Annotated in this window: 20 protein-coding genes; 11 read left to right on the top strand and 9 right to left on the bottom strand. The window is 35.5% G+C overall.

Features of this window, described 5'->3' with window-relative positions:
• The first annotated feature begins 320 nt into the window (after nucleotides 1–320).
• A complete protein-coding gene (locus C7377_RS08990; RefSeq protein WP_116497027.1) occupies nucleotides 321–749 on the top strand; it encodes a hypothetical protein in 429 nt (142 codons plus the stop codon).
• Between the two features lie 464 nt (nucleotides 750–1,213).
• Here the strand turns inward: C7377_RS08990 and C7377_RS08985 are convergent, their stop codons facing one another.
• The 5 genes from C7377_RS08985 to citD form a co-directional block, all read right to left on the bottom strand.
• The gene (locus tag C7377_RS08985) at nucleotides 1,214–2,290 is read right to left on the bottom strand and encodes a nucleotidyl transferase family protein (RefSeq protein WP_116497026.1); all 1,077 of its coding nucleotides are present in this window, start codon (nucleotides 2,288–2,290) and stop codon (nucleotides 1,214–1,216) included.
• 14 nt (nucleotides 2,291–2,304) lie between these two features.
• Complete coding sequence (locus C7377_RS08980) at nucleotides 2,305–3,750, bottom strand: triphosphoribosyl-dephospho-CoA synthase (RefSeq protein WP_116497025.1); 1,446 nt, start codon at nucleotides 3,748–3,750, stop codon at nucleotides 2,305–2,307.
• A gap of 119 nt (nucleotides 3,751–3,869) precedes the next feature.
• Nucleotides 3,870–5,429 (bottom strand): citrate lyase subunit alpha, encoded by a 1,560-nt coding sequence (citF, locus tag C7377_RS08975; RefSeq protein WP_116497024.1) that lies wholly within the window; start codon nucleotides 5,427–5,429, stop codon nucleotides 3,870–3,872.
• 15 nt (nucleotides 5,430–5,444) lie between these two features.
• Nucleotides 5,445–6,338, bottom strand: a complete 894-nt coding sequence (locus tag C7377_RS08970) for an HpcH/HpaI aldolase/citrate lyase family protein (protein WP_116497023.1) — start codon at nucleotides 6,336–6,338, stop codon at nucleotides 5,445–5,447.
• A gap of 20 nt (nucleotides 6,339–6,358) precedes the next feature.
• Nucleotides 6,359–6,652: a citrate lyase acyl carrier protein gene (citD, locus tag C7377_RS08965; protein WP_116497022.1), complete on the bottom strand. Its 294-nt coding sequence runs from the start codon at nucleotides 6,650–6,652 to the stop codon at nucleotides 6,359–6,361.
• Between the two features lie 273 nt (nucleotides 6,653–6,925).
• Here citD and C7377_RS08960 point away from each other — a divergent pair, with 273 nt between their 5' ends.
• The 4 genes from C7377_RS08960 to C7377_RS08945 all read left to right on the top strand — a co-directional run bounded on the left by C7377_RS08960 (nucleotide 6,926) and on the right by C7377_RS08945 (nucleotide 11,297).
• Nucleotides 6,926–7,147: a DUF3185 family protein gene (locus C7377_RS08960; RefSeq protein WP_116497021.1), complete on the top strand. Its 222-nt coding sequence runs from the start codon at nucleotides 6,926–6,928 to the stop codon at nucleotides 7,145–7,147.
• 61 nt (nucleotides 7,148–7,208) lie between these two features.
• Nucleotides 7,209–8,903: an ABC1 kinase family protein gene (locus C7377_RS08955; protein WP_207778476.1), complete on the top strand. Its 1,695-nt coding sequence runs from the start codon at nucleotides 7,209–7,211 to the stop codon at nucleotides 8,901–8,903.
• Nucleotides 8,904–8,968: 65 nt separating this feature from the next.
• Nucleotides 8,969–9,871, top strand: a complete 903-nt coding sequence (locus tag C7377_RS08950) for a tetratricopeptide repeat protein (RefSeq protein WP_116497020.1) — start codon at nucleotides 8,969–8,971, stop codon at nucleotides 9,869–9,871.
• A gap of 1 nt (nucleotide 9,872) precedes the next feature.
• Complete coding sequence (locus C7377_RS08945) at nucleotides 9,873–11,297, top strand: FAD/NAD(P)-binding protein (RefSeq protein ID WP_116497019.1); 1,425 nt, start codon at nucleotides 9,873–9,875, stop codon at nucleotides 11,295–11,297.
• 5 nt (nucleotides 11,298–11,302) lie between these two features.
• On the opposite strand, the gene C7377_RS08940 is transcribed toward C7377_RS08945, so the two are convergent.
• Together C7377_RS08940 and C7377_RS08935 are read right to left on the bottom strand one after the other, a co-directional pair.
• Complete coding sequence (locus C7377_RS08940) at nucleotides 11,303–12,034, bottom strand: rhomboid family intramembrane serine protease (protein ID WP_116497018.1); 732 nt, start codon at nucleotides 12,032–12,034, stop codon at nucleotides 11,303–11,305.
• A gap of 13 nt (nucleotides 12,035–12,047) precedes the next feature.
• The gene (locus C7377_RS08935; protein WP_116497017.1) at nucleotides 12,048–12,521 is read right to left on the bottom strand and encodes an S-ribosylhomocysteine lyase; all 474 of its coding nucleotides are present in this window, start codon (nucleotides 12,519–12,521) and stop codon (nucleotides 12,048–12,050) included.
• Nucleotides 12,522–12,655: 134 nt separating this feature from the next.
• On the opposite strand from C7377_RS08935, the gene C7377_RS08930 reads away from it, so the two are divergent.
• Nucleotides 12,656–13,459, top strand: a complete 804-nt coding sequence (locus C7377_RS08930) for a M90 family metallopeptidase (protein WP_116497016.1) — start codon at nucleotides 12,656–12,658, stop codon at nucleotides 13,457–13,459.
• Between the two features lie 5 nt (nucleotides 13,460–13,464).
• Here C7377_RS08930 and C7377_RS08925 read toward each other — a convergent pair whose 3' ends face one another.
• Both C7377_RS08925 and C7377_RS08920 read right to left on the bottom strand, forming a co-directional pair.
• Nucleotides 13,465–14,163: a 5'-methylthioadenosine/adenosylhomocysteine nucleosidase gene (locus tag C7377_RS08925; RefSeq protein WP_116497015.1), complete on the bottom strand. Its 699-nt coding sequence runs from the start codon at nucleotides 14,161–14,163 to the stop codon at nucleotides 13,465–13,467.
• A gap of 4 nt (nucleotides 14,164–14,167) precedes the next feature.
• Complete coding sequence (locus C7377_RS08920; RefSeq protein ID WP_116497014.1) at nucleotides 14,168–15,199, bottom strand: FAD:protein FMN transferase; 1,032 nt, start codon at nucleotides 15,197–15,199, stop codon at nucleotides 14,168–14,170.
• Nucleotides 15,200–15,439: 240 nt separating this feature from the next.
• Between C7377_RS08920 and C7377_RS08915 the strand changes: the two genes are divergently transcribed.
• The 5 genes from C7377_RS08915 (at nucleotide 15,440) to C7377_RS08895 (ending at nucleotide 19,885) form a co-directional block, all read left to right on the top strand.
• On the top strand, nucleotides 15,440–16,843 hold the full coding sequence (locus C7377_RS08915) for an arginine decarboxylase (RefSeq protein WP_116497013.1): 1,404 nt from the start codon (nucleotides 15,440–15,442) through the stop codon (nucleotides 16,841–16,843).
• Between the two features lie 63 nt (nucleotides 16,844–16,906).
• Nucleotides 16,907–17,857: an agmatinase gene (gene speB, locus C7377_RS08910; RefSeq protein ID WP_116497012.1), complete on the top strand. Its 951-nt coding sequence runs from the start codon at nucleotides 16,907–16,909 to the stop codon at nucleotides 17,855–17,857.
• A gap of 23 nt (nucleotides 17,858–17,880) precedes the next feature.
• The gene (locus C7377_RS08905; RefSeq protein WP_116497011.1) at nucleotides 17,881–18,849 is read left to right on the top strand and encodes a deoxyhypusine synthase family protein; all 969 of its coding nucleotides are present in this window, start codon (nucleotides 17,881–17,883) and stop codon (nucleotides 18,847–18,849) included.
• Between the two features lie 8 nt (nucleotides 18,850–18,857).
• The gene (locus tag C7377_RS08900; RefSeq protein ID WP_116497010.1) at nucleotides 18,858–19,160 is read left to right on the top strand and encodes a hypothetical protein; all 303 of its coding nucleotides are present in this window, start codon (nucleotides 18,858–18,860) and stop codon (nucleotides 19,158–19,160) included.
• Between the two features lie 101 nt (nucleotides 19,161–19,261).
• Entirely contained in the window at nucleotides 19,262–19,885 is a 624-nt protein-coding gene (locus C7377_RS08895; RefSeq protein ID WP_116497009.1) for a hypothetical protein, read from the top strand.
• The last annotated feature ends 41 nt before the right edge of the window (nucleotides 19,886–19,926 follow it).

The raw sequence follows: 19,926 nt of genomic DNA, 5'->3' as shown, positions 1-19,926 counted from the left end.
GATATAGCATTCGCCTGCGGCGAACAAAATTCCTACATTTTCGCTTCACTCAAATTCCCGTCCTTTTGTAAATGCTATATCATCGCAGTGCTATGACAATTACATATACCTCTATTAGCTAAAAAAAACACTATCATCAAACAACGCCGCCAAGGCGAGATTTACGCTACACATCATTTGCTATATGCAATTGGTTGCTATTTTTTTGTTCCCAAAAACATAAAATCTAACGATTTTAATTATCTTCACAAAAAAACAGACAACTACACATAGCACTGCGTTGTGCTTCATTAAAAACTCAAGACATAACGGATAAATAGATGGAATTAGATAAAATAATTAAATCTCTAAAATTCTTTCCAAAAATTTGGACTGCATTAAGTTTTCTACTACTTCTATTAATTAACTTAACGTTATTCTTCGGAAGGAACTTTGAGAATATTAGAATAGGCTCACTACTAAAGATAATGCCTGATTTTTACAATCACATCTCGAATTTTTCACTTTGTTTTATTATTTACATAACTATTGGGTACGTTGGTGTAATGTTCGGTATGACATTTAAACACTTAATTTTAATTGGGGCATTTATTTTATTCTTAACTCTAATTATAGAACTTCTAATACCATTTTTAAATACGCCTGACAAAACTGATGCCGTATTTGGGATACTAGGAGTGTTCTTAGGATTTGGATTTCTTTATGTAATAAAAAACTATGGATTGAAAAAAACAAATTATAAAAAATAACGAAAGCACAACAAAACCTATACGCAATGCCCTGCGGGACACTGCGCATAGCCAGACCGATGTTCAAAATCCTTCGGCTTTTGCACATCGGTAGGGGGATTTCCGCACTGTGGCTCGTCCGAAGGACTTCGCCACATCAGGACATTTGCGAAAGCGTAAATGACATTATCGTCAACTTCGGATGAGTGAGAATTTCGTTTAATTTTACTTTTTCGTTTTTAACTTTTCACTTAAGAAAATAATAACGTGAGATACTTCGCTATCGCACAGTATGACTAAGAGATTGTTCGCTGTGTGCATAAATACAAGTAACAAAGTCTCAATAATTAGCCCCGATTGCAGTGGTTATCCTTTTTTTTGGTTGGGAAATCAGTGTGAGGGCGAAAAAAAGATAGTAACGGAAAGCGGGAATTTGTTTACAAAATGCCGAAAACCTACCGCTACAAAACAAAAGACATATCCTACTAATGTCTTGTATTCGTAGCTTTTATTTTCTCACGAATAAAGGCAGACTCATCTGATTTTAAGTAATTATAGGTAGCCTCTGGCAAACTATTTTTTACCACCTCAAGTTCATCTCTGCGAATGGCATCACGGATATTGCTCGCACTAATATATTCTTTGGTATCAGCATTTTTTTTGCGCTCTACCTCAATCACCTCTACACCTACAGGTACCAAAAGTCTTTTCATAGCTCGGTTATAAGCGGCAGTAGTTTGGCAGTACATCTCTTCGCCCACGTATCTTTTCTTGATACCTAAAGCAGGAACAATATAGTCGCGAAAGATGGTGACATCGAGTTCTGCCTGCTTTGTAGTGATGTCTGTAGTATTCACTCCTTTCAAAAAGTAATGTGGAAAGGTTTTTCCTGAAACAATATAATCACCCCCGGGGATAATGGTTAGGTTCTGAATGTGTTTGGTTGCTTCTTTCACCAATTGCAACCGAACTTCAAACGGGAAAGCTGAACGATTCTCTTGCACTACAAAAAGATACACCCAATCGCTCTCAACTGAAGCTTTTTCAATAAGATAAAGATGTCCGTTGGTGATCGGATTACAATTAACGACTAAGGATGCAATATCATCCGCTCCTTCTTTTTCTATCTTATAAGTTTTCAAATTGGTGACATAATCATTAATGCCTATAAGCCCATATTCCAAGACACAGAACAGTGGCTCAGCAACCGCAATCTTCTTGAATCCCATTCCCTCAAAAATCATAATGTTCCGAGGTCTGGTAAATGCAAATATCTTATCGTATTTCTCGATTAATCGACCCAATTGATGAGTAATAAGCATTGCAAAAACAGCCGTTTCCCTATATTTAGGTGCTACAGCAATATATTTTAAGACATTAGCCTGAGAAGAAGCTACGCCTAAGACTTCATTATTAAGATTGAATATCATTACAGAATAATCGACTTCATTCTCATCAAAGTCAAACCCCATGGGTTCAAGAAAATCTCTCAACAACTTAACATCATAAGGACTTTTTAAGTCCATGACTTCCTCTCTGTAATCTGTGTTTTCAATATGCATATAACTCCATTCCTTTATCGTTCGCCTAGGCTGTAGTGCGTAAAATCCAAATTTTCGATAAAGTAAACGAACAAACTTAAAGCGAGCAAGTCTGCAGCCCCTCCAGGTGATATGTTATTAAACATACAATACTCTCCGAAGTTTTTTAAAGATTGATTTCTATGATATCCGATGGGGGTAGTGAGCACTCGAGCAGCATGGCATTGCACCTGTCTTAGAGCTTCTTGATTTTTTCTGTAAAGAATGTTTATATCGTTGCTTTTAGAAATGATAAGCATTAATAGATTTGTCAATACCTCTTGCCAATCTTCTTTGGTTAATACGCGATAATCATCACCTATTTGAGCATTCAAATAACCTATAGCATAATTAAAGACCGTCGGAAATCCCTGTTCTGCTTCATGTCTTGCACCTCCTGCTAAATGCTTTCCATACTTTTTGAAAGCTTCTTCCCCATGAGTTCCATGTTGAGCATGTCCTTTGTCAAAATCCTCATCTACAATACCTTTCATGATCTTCTGCACCCATGCCTGAAAGGCTTCCTGAGAAAATTTCTCACTATTTGCAAAAACGGCTGCTGAAGCAAAACTTGCTAGACCTATTAAGAAAATCATCCCTTTTTGAGTATTTACTCCGTTGGTTGCAGTGTACATTGCCTCTTCAGCTTCTAAGCCCATAAGACGTAAATTCTTCCTGATCTCTTTGAAATCTACAGATTCTTTAGCCTTTCTCCCTGTCTTATACCCATATTTTGCAGTCTGTCGCCAATAATTAGAAAGTGAACCAGAGGAGCTCAAGAAAGTAAAAAAGTCCATATCTGTATGTGCACCGTTAGATGATGGACAAACTAAACCGGGTTTATCTTCTACTGAAACTTCATACAGACTGGCAACAATTGCTTTCTCTGTAATTATTGAAATGACGAGGTTCTTTTTTATTGTTGCCAAATAATTTTGAGTGTGCTCATTTACGTAATTATTATATTCCTCAAAACTATGACGTTTTTCTTTCATACATTTTTTGGCGGGATGATCACATAAAAAACATTTTTTGTCTTTGCCTGAAGAAATCATTTCTCCTTCGGAGTTCATTAAATCAACATCCAGAAGGCGCTCTAATGGATGAGTTTGTTCAAAGTCCTCAAGAAATTTCTTAACCTGCTCATCTTCAAAAACATAAGCAACACCTTGCAAGAAGAAATTTCCATTATCGGAATGATGATAATGCTGTGTGTTCGGAATTTTATGAATGCGATGTGCGACCAAGAAGCGCAATAAATCATTTTGCACACAATTAAATGCATTTTTTAAAATTTCAGAGGATTTAGGATATCCTGGAATATTAAAATTAAGGCTAATAGATGCTAAGCCACGCTCTGCCAAGGAATTTCTTAATGCAAAACGCTCTTCACGGTCTTTAAGAATATTTGTTAAAATTTCTTCGTTATTAGATGTAGTCATAAAGTAGCCTTCCGTTGTTCAGTTACATTCCTTGTCAAAAATACAAAATCTAATAAAAAAACGGGATAAACCTTAAAATAAAAGTTTATCCCGTATCTTCATAATAGGCATTTTAGCATTTACTCTTTGTTCTTCACTTCATAAATAACATCAATAATGCTACCATCTCTATACTCCACTAAGCCTACGATTTTGTCAGTATATTCTATTTTCTTTGGTTCGCCACAAATACCGCGAACCTCTTCTTCCAATTCCTTGATATCACGCACCCAAAGTCCTGCTTCTTTTAAGTTCTTTTCTAACTCTGGTTTTGCAGGATTCACACAAAGACCTCGCTCAGTTACTAAGATATCTACTGTTTCTCCAGGTGTAACAATCGTGTTCACTTGTTTTTTAACAATAGGAATACGACCACGGAAAGAAGGACAAACTACTACGGTAAGATTTGCACCGGCTGCGGTATCGGAGTGTCCGCCGGAAGCACCACGAATCTCACCATCTGAACCAGTGATTACATTTACGTTAAAGTCTGTGTCTATCTCTAAAGCACCTAAGACCACCACATCCAGTTTGTTTGTCAAACAACCGCAGTTGTATGGATTCGCGTACATACCACCAGAAATTTCAACGTGGTTATTATTTTCATATAATGAACGACTTACCGCAGCATCGAACGACTGTACATCGAACAATGCATCGAAAAAACCTTCTTCAAGCATATCTACTAAGTAAGAAGTTACTCCTCCTAAAAGATAGCTCCCTTTAATTTCTTTTTTCTTCATTTCTTCACGAATGAAACGAGCAACAGCCAAAGATGCACCACCTGCCCCTACTTGGAAAGAAATGCCGTTTTTAAAATATCCTGAATTTACGATAGCATCAGAAGCAACTTTCGCAATATGCAAATCCATTGGAGATTTAGTAATACGCGTAGTTCCTGTAGCAATCTTCTTAGCATCACCGATACTATCAACTTTGACTACATGATCTACAAAGTTTTGTGTAATTGATGGAGGCAAACATGGGAAATCAACCAAATTATCAGTTACTACAATCACATTCTTTGCATAGCGCGCATCAATAGCGGCATATCCCAAAGAACCAAACGCAGAAGGTCCGTGTGAACCTGTTGCATTTCCTTCGCAGTCAGCAGCAGAAGTGGCGATCACTGCAATATCCACACTGATTCTTCCTGTATGAACATCGCGTACACGTCCACCGTGCGAATGTATGACTACTGGGTGCTTTAATTTACCATGTGAAATCGCTTTCCCCAATTCATTACGAATACCTGATGAGAAGATACGTGTAATAGTGCCGTTTTCAATCAAAGGTACTACTGGGTCGTGTGCTCCCGTAAGAGACGATGAAGCCAATGTGATATCCTTGATACCCATGTTAGCTAACAAATTCATCACTGGTACTAAGACTTCATCACCTCCACGCAGATGGTGGTGAAACGAGATCGTAAGACCATCCTTGGGATTGCATTTTTCGATAGCTTCTTTTAACGTATCGACTAGTTTTGATTGGTGTGGCATCTTTGCCCTGTTCGGAGCAGGAACTGTGGGTTCTTCCATTACTCCTTTCTTGATTTTTTCGAATGCTCCTTGGAATGCTTGAAGTTTCCCAAGTCCATCAACTTGCTCGGGAATATTTTTACCTAATTTATTAATCATTGTTTTGTCGTTTTTTTATTCAAAAGAAGATAAATCAATTTCTGCCATATCTAATACGTATTTTGCTCGTGCCATTACAGGAGCATCTACCATTTTTCCATCAATAGCAAATACGCCCAAGTTGCGTCTTTTAGCATCAATCCAGCCTCTATAGACTTTCGCTGCTTTACGAATTTCAGCTTCTGTTGGCATAAAAACATTGTTCACTATATCTATCTGGCGTGGATTAATTACAGCCTTACCAGTGAAACCAATTTTCTTGATATATAGTGTTTCTTCTTTTAAACCTTCATCGTCATCTACATCAGCATATACAGTATCGATACAGTCTATTCTATTTGCTTTTGCCGCCATTACAATTTGCTTTCGCGCATAGTCAATACCTGCATTATCTTTTGTTTTCACAATATTCATGTCAGCAGTTAAGTCTTGACCGCCAATTGTAATCGCATCAACTCGTTTAGAATATTCTGCAATTTCAAAAACATTACGAACTCCTTTTGCTGTTTCAATCATCGCATGAATGCTCATCTTATCATGTGGAAGATTGTGCTTGTTTTCAATCTCTTCTATTCGATCGATGAGTTTCTTTAAATCCTCAACAGATTCTGTTTTTGGAAAACGTACAGCATCTGGCTGTAAAGGAACAATTTCCTCTAAATCTGCATCGCCAAAAGGCGTGTCGGTATGGTTTAGACGTACAGTAACTTCACAATTATAAAAGTTAATTGACTTTACGATGTTACGTACCAGTGTACGAGCTGCATCTTTTTGATTCAATGCTACAGCATCTTCCAAGTCTAACAAAACACTGTCAGCACCATAAACACTACCTTGTTGCAACATCCCCGGATTGTTTCCTGGAATGTAAAGCATTGTTCTTCTTTTTCTAGTTCTATTCTGAGCCATTTCTATTCCTTTTTTCGAAGTTATTCAACTAAAGTTCCTTCAGCAGTTCCAGCAGAGCGTTTTATTGCTGTCTCTACTCTTGCTTTGATTACGGGTGTCAATGCTCCCTTATCGTTCACATGCAATTGTACATCTTTGACATCTAACTCATCAAGAACTTCCTCAATGGCTTTTTCGATAGACTCTTGATATTGCATCTTCACACTGGAGTCTATGGCAACAACGCGCCCTTTCCCTTCTTCTAAAGGTTTTATAAGCACCATCAAATCGCTGGATTCTAATGTTCCTGCCTGTGCTTGTGATTTTAATTTCATAATATCTTTATTTTTTGGAATCTTAAAAATACACTACAAAGTAAGAGATTTAGACGCGATTTTCAGACAAATATACAATGTTTAGCAGCATAAATATTATTTAATTTTTGACTGATTTATGAAACACTTCGAATTTAGCTTTTCACGCATACTTACAGTTAATTTTGAGACATTTAGATAAATATTTAAAACATTAAAATCGGTATTTGCATATTTTTTGCTAACTTTATCAAATTATAAAGAATCAATTATAAACCTTAAAAAACTAAGATTATGAACATCTCAAAAGTTATCGGTATCATTTTAATTGTTGTTGGAATTATTTTAGCCTATTATGGAGTTACGACAATATCTGAAAACAATCATGCTATAGAATTATTCGGAGCAGAATTAGACTTCTCTAACGAATCTGGCAAAGAACAAGGCTACATCTATCTTGGATTAGCATTAGTTGCTTTTATCGCTGGTGTATTTATGGTAAGAAAGAAAAAATAAATCACCGAAAACAAACATTGAATCTTTTTTACGCTAATACTATAATTGCTTCACGACCTCAATGAGCAATTATGTAGATAATCTTCATATGTCTATACTTCCTGAAAACATCGAAAAACTGCGCCTGTTCTTTGTATTTATTTTAAAATATTGGAATAGCGACATCATCTCGTATGCCTCATCCAAAGTTATGGATAAAGAATGCGAAAACAGTGTTGAATCTTTTAAGTACTCACCACAAGAGCTTGCTGATGATTTCAGAGATATGGGTCCTACCTTCATCAAGCTGGGGCAAATGCTTTCTACTCGTCCTGATTTACTTCCTAAACCTTATTTAGTTGCATTGGCAGAACTTCAGGATAATGTGGAAGAAATTCCTTATGATGAAGTTGAACAAATCATAGAAGCTGAACTGAGCATAAGAATTTCTAAAGCCTTTGAAGAATTTAACAAAACGCCTATAGCAAGTGCTTCCATTGGTCAAGTCCATGAAGCAAAGCTCCTTTCTGGAAAAAAAGTGGCTGTAAAAATACAGCGTCCCGGCATTCGAAAAACGTTTTTAGACGATTTTAAAACTTTAGAGAAGTTAGCCGAGTTTGCAATAAGCGTTTCCAAAGAGGCGCAGAAGTACGCATTAACAGACATTATAGAAGAATTAAAGCATACGTTATTAAATGAGTTAGATTATCATAAAGAAGCTCGAAATTTAATCGTGTTGAAAGAAAATCTTTCTCGTTTCGAATACATCTCAATACCTCAGCCTATCACAGATTATTCAAGCGCTAAAGTACTTACTATGGAGTTTGTAGAGGGACTAAAGGTTACTAAAGTAAGCCCATACAGGAAAATGGATGCAGACCTCACTCCACTGGCAAAAGATCTTATAGAAAGTTATTTACAACAAGTTATTGTGGATGGATTTGCACACGCTGATCCGCATCCTGGCAATGTATTCATCACGCAGGAGAATGTGCTTGTTTTAATGGATTTAGGAATGGTTGCTCGGTTTAGTAATACTCTGCAGGAGAATATTCTCAAACTCATGATTAATCTTAGCAATTATGATGGAGAGAAAATCTCTGAAATTTTACTTTCAATGAGTACTTACGATCCAAACCATATAGCCATACAAGATTTTAAAAAGAAAATAAGTCGCATGGTATGGGAAAGCAAGAACAAAACTGCTGACGAAATGCATACAGGTCGGCTAATCATACAAATGAACCAATTGGCTGCACAAAGTGGTATTGAGCTCCCTGTTGAAATAAATCTTCTTGGGAAAATTTTGCTAAATATGGATCAAATTGTAGCCATTCTTGCTCCAGGACTCAACATCCAAAGAATCATTAATAATTATGTAGAGGAACTCATGCGTAAAAGGATGTTGGCAGAATTAAAACCTGAAAATTTATTTACGCTTATCCTTGAAACGAAAAAGTTTGCCGAACATCTTCCGGAAAGACTAAATAAAATAACTGACAATATAGCCAACAACAACCTGAAAGTAAAAGTTGATGCTATTGACGAAAATCTATTTGCTACCACATTTCAGAAAGTGGCGAACCGAATAACTATTGGGTTAATCATTGCCTCCATGATTGTAGGAGCAGCTTTACTCATTCAAGTACCAACTAGTTTTAAAATATTTGGCTACCCGGGCTTAGCTATTATTTTATTTGCTATTGCAACATTGCTCGGTTTTTACTTAATTTACACGATTCTTTTTAAAGATGAGAATAAACCTCGTCAAAATTAAAGAATGAAGCTGTTTCTTTTCAAATCTTATAACAGGGTAAAACCTTTATTATTTAAACAAAGTACATGAAGAAAATCATTTTGTGCATTATTTTTTTATTCTTAGCCAATATCTGTTTTACTCAGGATTATAAAAAGGATTTTAGAGAGGCTTTACTTAAGCAGGATACGACAATACAACTCTCTATTCTTAGAGAATGGGAAAAGAATCAACCCGATGATGCTGATATATACATTAGCTATTTGAATTATTATTTTACCAAAGCTAAAAAAGAGGTCATTGAAATAACTTCAGGAAATTCCGAAGAAGAAATACCTTTAACAAAAGATTCTACAGAAAATACAGTCGGCTATCTAGGAGCAAAAGTTAGTTATGATAAAGCTATTCTACAAAAAGGAATGGATAAAATAGACAAAGGTATTTCTCTACATCCCAACCGACTAGACATGCGACTAGGCAAAATTTTCACCTTAGGCAAAATAAAAAGTTGGAATTTATTTACTGATGAAATCACTAAAACCATTCAACATTCCAGCCAAAATAAAAACAGCTGGCTGTGGCTAAATAACGAACCGCTTCCTGAGGCAAAGGAAGTAATGCTCGCTTCAATACAAAGGTATCAACAACAACTTTATGAAACAGGCAATGATGAGTTACTGAATAATATGCAACAAATAGCTCAAGAAGTTCTAGCTCATTATCCAAACCATGTAGCTAGTTTATCGAACTTAGCTATCACTCATATTTTTAGGAAAAACTATGACGAGGCTCTAGAATATTTGCACAAGGCAGAAAGACTAAATCCTAATGATGGTATTGTCCTTGCGAATATGGCTAAAGTCTATGAGCTTAAAGAAGATTTACTAACTTCTAAAGTTTATTATCAGAAGATTGCTGAAAATCCTGATATAGATGTCAACTTAAGACAATTTGCTAAAGACAAAATCCAAAGTTTTAACAAAAAATAGAATGACCGTAAAACGCATAGGAATAGTGGGTGCCGGTATGGCGGGAATACAAGCTTTAGGCGCTTATTTGAAAAATGACAATCTTAGTTGTGAGATTCATATTTTTGACTCAAAAAAACATTCAGGTTATGGTCTGCCATTCATTCCTGATGATAAGTCTTTGCTTCTCAATCAACCACAAGACCAAATGAGTCTCACTGAAGAGCCTAATCATTATAAAGAATGGATTGAAAAACATCATCCTAAAGAAGCCAAAAACCGCTTTACTACTCGTTGGAGGTTTGGTGAATATAGTCGACAGTTGTTTGACATTTATTTGGAAGATAAGCGCGTGCATCATCATACGCTCATGATAAATAATCTCAAGATAACTGATGAGTATTTCACGTTAGTTGATGAGAACAATAAGACTCACACTTTTGATGTAGTCCATCTTTGTTTTGGACAGATGCCTTACAGCGATCCTTATGATTTGAAAAATGAAAAAGGTTATTATGGAAATCCCTATCCTCTCTCGAGAATAAAAAACAAACTTCTGAAAAGCAAGAATATTGGGATTGTAGGTTGTGGCCTATCAGCAGTAGATTTTTTTATTTTTCTACAGACAAAAAACTACAAAGGACACATATTTTTCCTCTGCCATGGACAGCGTTTTCCACTAATAAGGGCTAAGGACATTGATGCTCTCGCACTACCACATTTAGACAAAGTCATGAGAAGGAAACACATCAGACTTGCTGACATTCTTACTGCATTCAAAGCAGATGCTCAGCATTTTGAGATTGATTTGGAGCATTACATTCCAAAAATCAATGGGCATCCACTATCAGAACTTCTGTTCCAAGAAAAGCACCTAGAAAAATTAGGAATTTTACAACATATGGTGCTCAAATATCATGATGATTATCCAACAGTATGGAATCAATTTACATTGGAAGAACAAAATACATTTGCTGAGGACTATCTGGATATATTTCAACTTATAAAAAGTCCGATGCCACTAAGGAGTGCTCGTAAAATCATTAAAGGAATAGAAACTAGTAGCACTCATATTGTAGCATTTATCAACAGAATTGAGAAAAAGCGTAAATATTTTCATGTAGAAACAACAACCGACACACTAAAAATAGAAACAATACTCAATGGTACAGGTCCTGTTTTTCAACCAAAAGACGCAGGACACGATGCCCCAATACTTCCATTAGTTGAATCAATGCTGAATGAACGCATACTACAGCAATACAACGACAGTTGTTTTGAAGTCACCTTTCCAGATTTCAGCGTCGTTTCCCAGCGCTATGGAATATTGCAGAATTTGAAATTACACGGTCAGACTGTAGCAGGAATTAACCTAGCCAACAACGACATTGGTGTTATTGGTAATGGAGTACGAAGTGCAGTTGCAGACGTAATTTCAAGGTTTTAATTTGTTTATGTATTAAAAAAACGGTTATTAAACCTTTGTGGATTTTTCTTTACGGTTTTATAAAGAATTTTTTGATGACCTTGCACAACAGGCTCAATCTTTGGGTACCTTGTTTTAAAGTAAAAGCCCATAATCACGCCAAATCCTAATCCGCCAAGATGTGCCCAATAAGCCACACTATCAGGAGCGCCTAGTATTCCAGAGAATTGTTGGTATATCCAAAATCCTATAAATAAAAAGGCGGGAATAAAAAAAGGTCTTGGGCTAAGAATAAATAGCATCTTTATCCGAGAACGAGGAAACATAACCAGATACGCGCCTATTAATGCAGAAATAGCACCACTGGCACCGACCATAGGAATACACTCGGCATTGCCGTCAATCAATACATGAGAAAGCGCGGCAACAACTCCACCTGCTAGATAAAATAAGATATAACGAAAATTACCGATGGTTGTTTCAATATTGTCACCAAAAATCCACAAATAAAGCATATTGCCTAACAAATGCGTAACGCTACCATGCAAAAACATACTTGTAATCAACGTATGCAGAGAATTCCATTGGGTAATCTCACAAGGGTTGGCAGCATAACCATCAAAGAAAACGCCCTCTTGCTCCATTGAAAGCCCCGATTGGAACATAAAATAGATAAAGATATTTACTGCAATGAAAACATAGGTAAAGATAGGTTTTACTTTACCTTTAATGTTGTCATCGCCTATAGGAAAAATCATGTAAAAGCTTTATTTACTCAGGATAAACCAAATTTTCCTCAGTGATGTTATGCAAAACTTTTAAATATTCTCTGGCTTCGTACTTTGCTAAAAGCAGATTATTATTAAAGTAATTTCCGCACTCCATTGCAGAGGCTCCGGGAATATCTCCTTCAAAATCAGCTATAAATTCAAACAAATCTGTCATCAACGGCACTATATCTTTAGAAGTATAATCTCCTGAAAGAATCAAATAATTACCCGTCATGCATCCCATGGGTCCCCAATAGATAACTTTATCTTTCCAATCACTATTACGCAAGTATGTGGCTGCTAAGTGTTCTATAGTATGTGTCTCTGCACTACCTAAAACCGGCTCTCTATACGGTTCTTTCATTCGAATATCAAAAGAAGTGAGAACATTCTCTCCCACTTTATCCTTTCTGGATACATATATTCCGCGCTTGAGTTTTAAATGATCTATCGTAAAACTTGCTATTTTTTCCATAATAAATTGCTCTTCAATATTTTGTCACGAAAATAGCTAAAAAACAGCCCATTGCAAAATTTGAAATCATACTCCTTTTTTCCTTTTTTATTTTTTAAGTATTTTTGCTAATGATTAAATAAAAACGACAACTTATGGTCTCCGTATTCTCAATGCTCCTTATTGCAATTTTTTTAATTCTATTCTTAGCCATCATTTATTATTTGTATATCAAAAAACACAGAGAGGTTAAAATTCAAACAGGAAAACCATTTCCTAACCAATGGCGAGAATTACTTACAGAAACTATAGAATTTTATGATGATTTAGACGTACAACAAAAACGACTATTTGAGCAACGGGTACATCACTTTATAGCTACTAAGAAAATAAATGGCGTGGATACTGAAATAGATGACGAAATTCGGCTAATGGTTGCTTCGAGTGCAATAATCCCCATGTTTGCATTCCCAGACTATGATTATCCAAACCTACAGGAAGTTCTTATTTATCCGAATGGATTCAATCATGAATTTAATACCGAAAAAAGCAAAGACAATAAACGAAATATAGCGGGCATGGTGGGAAATCGTTTTATGAATGGCACAATGATTCTTTCTAAGCCAGATTTATTACGTTCTTATGACCTTAAAAATCAAAAAGATAACGTGGGAATACATGAATTTGTACATCTCGTTGATAAAATGGACGGTGCCGTTGATGGTGTTCCTGAAATTCTCATAAGAAATAGTTTCGTGGCTCCTTGGTTAGAACTTATTAAAGAAAAAATGAAAGAAATCGAAAAAGGAAAATCTGACATTCCTGCTTATGCGCTAAAAAATAATGCAGAATTTCTTGCTGTGGTAAGCGAGTATTTTTTTGATGCTCCTGAGAAATTCAAAAAAGAACATCCAAAGCTCTACGACTATCTATCTAAAATGTTTAAACAAACACCGTAAGAAAACTAATATTTACTGGCTAATGTGCTAATGAGATCAATATTCATCTTTGCAGAGCGTTTTCCAGCTTCCTCGACAAACTTGACATACATTTCTGCATCGCCCTCTCCTGCCTTATCGGAAATAGCACGCAGTACTAAGAAAGGCACATCAAGTTGGTAGCAGACTTGAGCAATTGCAGCAGCTTCCATCTCCACAGCTAATGCTGTAGGGAAATTATCTACAATAAAAGAAACACGCTCTGGATCACTGATAAAAGCATCACCGCTAACAATCAAACCGTGAATGACTTTATCGGTATGTTTTGCACAGACACTCTTGGCTACTTCGAGTAAACTTTCATTGGGTAAAAATGCTGGCGGTTGCTGTGCTTGTTGTCCGATTTCATAACCAAATGCGGTAACATCAACATCATGGTGACGAACTTCAGTTGCTAAGATAATATCATGAACATCAGCAACACCTAAGCCTCCTGCTGTTCCAGTATTAATAATATAATCAGGAGTATAGCGTTCTATCATAAATGTAGTGCCTACAGCTGCACTGACCTTTCCAATTCCAGATAAACATACAATAACCGTAACGTTATCAATCTTCCCTTCTGAAAATACAAAAGTACCAACTTTTGTATCCTTCCTATCTATGAGTCGCTGCTGCAAGGTTTCTACCTCAACTTGCATAGCTCCTATGATTCCTATTTTCATTTTGCTATTTTTGTATTCTTTCTTTAAAATCCTCCGACATATAAACAAGATTCTTTCCATCTTGTTCGTATATAAAATAGACTGGTACCTGTAGCTTTTCTGCCAACGCTTTACCGTCCTCAAGCCCTAAAACCATGAAAGCTGTCGCTAATGCATCAGCTTCTAAACATGTAGGCATACAAACCGTAGCTGATAATAAATTATGCGATACAGGATAGCCTGTTTTAGGATTGATGGTGTGAGAGAATTTCTGTCCATCTTTGATATAAAAATTACGATAATTTCCTGATGTCGCCATACCTCCTGACGACATTAAAACAATCTCATCTTGCAAGTCATTATTCATTTGGGTACTGTCATCAATTGGTTGGTTTATAGCAGTTCTCCATGTATGATGTTTCCTATTTTCACCTAATGCTCTAATCTCTCCTCCTATTTCTACTAAATAATTTTTCACCCCTTGCTCTTCAAGGTAATCAGCTATAACATCAACACCATAACCTTTCGCAATTGCATTTACATTAAACTGTATTTTAGGATTTGCTTTTATTATTTTGCCGTCTTTTAGCTTCACTTTGTCCAAGCCAACATATTGCATTAAACTGTCTATTATTTCTTGCTCCAAATGTTCATACTTTTCCCCAGAACCAAATCCCCAAGCATCTACCAATGGTGTTACTGTAATATCAAAAGCTCCGCCTGTTTCCTTGGAACATCTCATTGACTCATTAAACACATGGATAAAGTAATCATCTAATTTTACGTCTTTGTTTGCATTTACTTTAGAAATAATCGAGTTCTTGTTATAGGTAGATAATGAGAAATCGAAAAAAACAAAAAGCGAATCAATAGCATCTTGATGATCGACTTCACTCTCATAAGACAAATGATAAAAAGTCCCAAATACCTTACCTGATTGGTAATAATATTTTTTCGTATCATTCAGAACAAACTGGCGAATACCATAGGCTATTAGTATCAACACACAGGTAGCAACTATCGTAAACAGAATTTTTTTAGATGATTTTTCTTGCATTTTGAATCTATATAAATTCTACCCAAAGATACGATTTTTTGTAAAAGAATAAAGTGTTTTACTCCCATCTGCTATCGGCAGTTTGTGAAATTTTACTCAAATATTTTTCCAAATGCTTTTTATTTCCAAAAAATTGTTTTCCTTTGATGCCAGTTACTAATTGATAGTGAATTAACAACAGAATTTATAAATATTTTCAAAGCAATTTATTTTTGTTTCATTGTTTATCGTGTTAGTTAAATGAAAACGAAGTACATAGATTTAATCGATCAAACGTATTATTTCCCTCAAGAAGAATTTACTCTTGATAAAAATCAGCTGTTGTTTCACGGCATTGATTTAATGAAACTGGTAAAACAATATGGAACTCCTTTAAAATTTTCATATTTACCACAAATTTCCAACAACATTCAAAAAGCAAAAAAATGGTTTGCAGAAGCTATGCAAAAGCATAACTATAATGCAGAATATCATTACTGCTACTGTACAAAAAGCTCCCATTTTAGTTATGTGCTGGAAGAAGCGCTGAAGAATGACATTCATATTGAAACTTCATCAGCATTTGATATAAATATCGTAGAGGCTTTAAAAAAGGAAGGTAAACTCACAGATAAATCGTATGTACTTTGTAATGGTTTTAAACGCGACAAATACATTAAAAACATTACTCGATTAATCAACGAAGGTCACAAGAATTGCTTCCCCATTATCGATAATTACGAAGAATTAAATTTATTGCAAGAAGGTATCAATACCGCATTTAACATAGGTATTCGTATTGCTTCTGAGGAAGAGCCTAAATTTGCTTTTTATACCAGCCGTTTAGGTATTGGTTACAAAAACATCGTTCCTTTTTACAATCGTGAAGTTAAGGACAACCCACAAGTTACCTTGAAAATGCTTCATTTTTTTATCAATACAGGAATTAGAGATACAGCATATTATTGGAATGAGCTCCAAAAATGTATGAAAGTCTATACGAGTCTTAAGAAAATATGTCCTTCTTTAGATAGTCTTAACATCGGAGGTGGTTTTCCTGTGAAGAATTCATTAGCCTTTGAGTATGACCATGCTTATATGATTGACGAAATCGTCAACCAAATACAAATGACCTGTAAAGAGGCTGATGTACCTGTGCCACATATTTTTACAGAGTTTGGTAGCTTTACCGTTGGTGAAAGTGCCGGTGCTATATACCAGATTCTTTACCAAAAGCAACAGAATGATAGAGAAAAGTGGAATATGATAGATTCATCATTCATCACTACACTGCCTGATACTTGGGCTATCAACAAACGCTTTGTAATGTTACCTGTTAATCGTTGGAATGATGAGTACGAAAGAGTACTACTCGGCGGACTTACCTGCGATAGTGACGATTATTATAACAGTGAGCAACATATGCACGCTATCTATCTCCCAAAATATCGTAAAGACAAACCACTTTATATTGGCTTTTTCAATACAGGAGCCTATCAAGAAAGTATTGGAGGATTTGGAGGCATTCATCATTGTCTAATTCCACAACCTAAGCATATTTTGATTCAGAAAGACCATGAAGGCAACTTAGTTACAGAATTGTTTTCACCTCAGCAAGATGCACAAGATATGCTCATTACTTTAGGTTACAATTCTGAAGAATAAATAAAATAATTTTCATAGACATAACAGTTAATTTAAAAAAATCAAAGCAAATTAAAATTACCAATGAAAAGTAAAAAAAATTATGCGGGCATTCCTGATGAGTATGCTAAACCGGATGCAGCAAAAATTGTTTTAATTCCTGTAATGTATGACGGAACCAGCACATGGCAAAAAGGAGCTGATAAGGGACCTGATGCATTTTTAGAAGCTTCTGAAAACATGGAAATCTATGATATCGAAACCGATACAGAAGTTTACAAACAAGGAATTTATCTCAGAGAAACTTTAGCGAACTTTTCCTCCCCTGAAGATATGGTAAATACCGTACATGCAGAAGTGAAAAGCTACATCACCCGCAATAAATTTGTTACTATTTTGGGTGGCGAGCATTCTATATCCATTGGAAATATTAGAGCATTTAATGAGTGCTTTGATAATCTATCAGTACTGCATATAGATGCACACGCCGATCTGCGCCCAACCTATGAAGGTACTCCTTACAATCATGCCTGTGCTGTGCATGAAGCGAGCAAAGAAACCAACTTGGTGCAAGTAGGAATACGTAGCATGGACAAGAGCGAGAAGCAATTTATGGATACTGATAAGGTCTATTTCGCACACGATATGGCAGTAGATGATTATTGGATGGATGACGCCATTGAAAAGCTGACTGATGATGTCTTTATTACATTTGATTTGGACGCCTTTGACCCTTCCATAATGCCATCTACAGGCACACCAGAACCTGGTGGATTATTATGGTACGAAACTCTTGATTTCCTACGAAAGGTTTTTGAACATAAAAATGTTGTCGGTTTTGATATCGTTGAATTATGTCCTAATGAGCATGAGAAATCTTCAGACTTTTTAGCGGCAAAGCTGTATTACAAAATGCTTAGCTATAAGTTTGCAGAACTTAATGTTGATGAGGAATATCATCATCTTGAAGAAAGCGAAGAAATTATTGATAACCCATTCGCTAAGTTAAAAAATTTGGAAGAAGATTTTAATTAATTAGTTTTAGCCATAATAATACTATGAACAAACCCATCTCAGAATTTATTGAAAAATATTATTTGCACTTTAATGCCGCCACAGTAGTAGATGCTGCAAAAGCATACGAAGAGCAACTCAACAAAGGAAGCAAAATGTTAGTATCATTAGCTGGAGCTATGAGTACTGCTGAGCTTGGAAAAATCTTTGCTGAAATGATACGCCAAGATAAAGTGCAGATTGTGTCTTGCACAGGTGCTAATCTTGAAGAAGATATTATGAACCTTGTTGCACACTCACATTATCGTAGAGTCCCTCATTATAGGGATTTAACGCCTAAAGAGGAATGGGAATTACTCGAAGGAGGCCTCAATCGTGTTACTGACACATGTATTCCAGAAGAGGAAGCTTTTCGTCGCTTACAAAAGCATATCTTTAAGATTTGGAAAGATGCTGAAGACAACGGAGAAAGACTATTTCCTCATGAATTTATGTATCGGATGTTAAATTCAGGAGTATTAGAGCAATACTATGAAATAGATTCTAAAAATAGCTGGATGCTTGCGGCGGCTGAAAAGAATTTACCTATCGTAGTTCCAGGTTGGGAAGACAGCACAATGGGAAATATTTTTGCTTCTTACGTCATCAAAGGAGAACTGAAGGCAAGTACGATGAAATCAGGAATTGAATATATGGCATTCTTAGCTGATTGGTACACTGAAAACTCAAAAGAGGGTATCGGTTTCTTCCAAATTGGCGGAGGTATTGCCGGTGATTTTCCTATTTGCGTAGTTCCTATGCTCTACCAAGATTTAGAGCGAACAGATACTCCATTTTGGAATTATTTCTGTCAAATATCTGATTCTACAACCAGTTACGGTTCCTATTCAGGTGCTGTGCCTAATGAGAAGATTACTTGGGGAAAATTAGACATTGACACTCCAAAGTTTATCATAGAAAGTGATGCCACGATAGTAGCACCTCTTATTTTTGCTTATTTATTGGGAATGTAATTATAGTTATGAAAAAAGAAACTAAAGCAACTCCTTTACAGCGAAAAATCGTTGATTATAAAAAGCTCACTGATGAAATTTTATCGCTATTGGTTGAAAAATATCCTGAGGGCTACGAAGACAAGGATATTATTGCCTTTAAGAACTCACTTGGAGAGACCATTGAGGCAGTAGAAGTTTGTACTGATGATACCAAATACTTAGTAAAAGTCAGTAAGCGGTTAGCATCCAGTATGCAAGACTATGAGGATAGCCTTGAGGATGATATCTCTGTTTCCGATGAATTTGATGAAGTAGATGAGGATTTTTAAATCCTAAGTCTGCAACCGAAACTAAAGCTACTTTTTACAAGGTAGCTTTTTTAGTATCATATTTGTAGTTAAACTTAAACACTTAAAAAAATATATTAATCATGAATATAAAATTAATGACACTATCTATAATACTTCTCACACTTGTTTCGTGGAGTGGATGCAATAATCAAAATAATAAAGAGAAAAATGAAGCAACACAAAAAGAGAACGTAAGCCAACAATCAATTGATAAAACTGACACTGTTGAGCAAACTAAATCAAATGAAAATTCTAATAAACTGGAAAATATTGTTCACGATGCTAATGGTGTTGAGAATGAAGAAACGAGTCTATACAATTCGCTAGAAAGCTCTCCTAGCAACATAATGCTTGGTAAAAGCTATTTAACTTTAAATTCTAGGCTTCATTTAGATTTAATGCCTTCTCCTGAGCCAGACCATAAGCCTTCTTTATTTATAAACATTTCACTTGTTGACCGAACAGACAATTCAATCCCTGAAGATTTATCTGTTGATAAGATTTATTTAATCCAAGATACAACTATTAACGAAGTTGCCGTTGAGAAAGTTTTCAATAAAAGTAATTCTGAAAAACTTATATTAAATTACAATGGTCCAAAATTAGATACAAAAAAGAAGGTTGATATAGTTTTAGAACTTTCTTTAGAAGGTGAAATTTATAGAATTTCACAAAGGGCTCAAAAAATTATGGTCACTCATTAAATTTATTGTTTTAAGACTTATGGGCATCCGTAAAGTTTTAA

It is taken from the genome of Balneicella halophila (assembly GCF_003096835.1).
In the GTDB taxonomy this organism is placed as follows: domain Bacteria; phylum Bacteroidota; class Bacteroidia; order Bacteroidales; family Balneicellaceae; genus Balneicella; species Balneicella halophila.
This window is presented reverse-complemented; position numbering and strand designations above follow the sequence as displayed.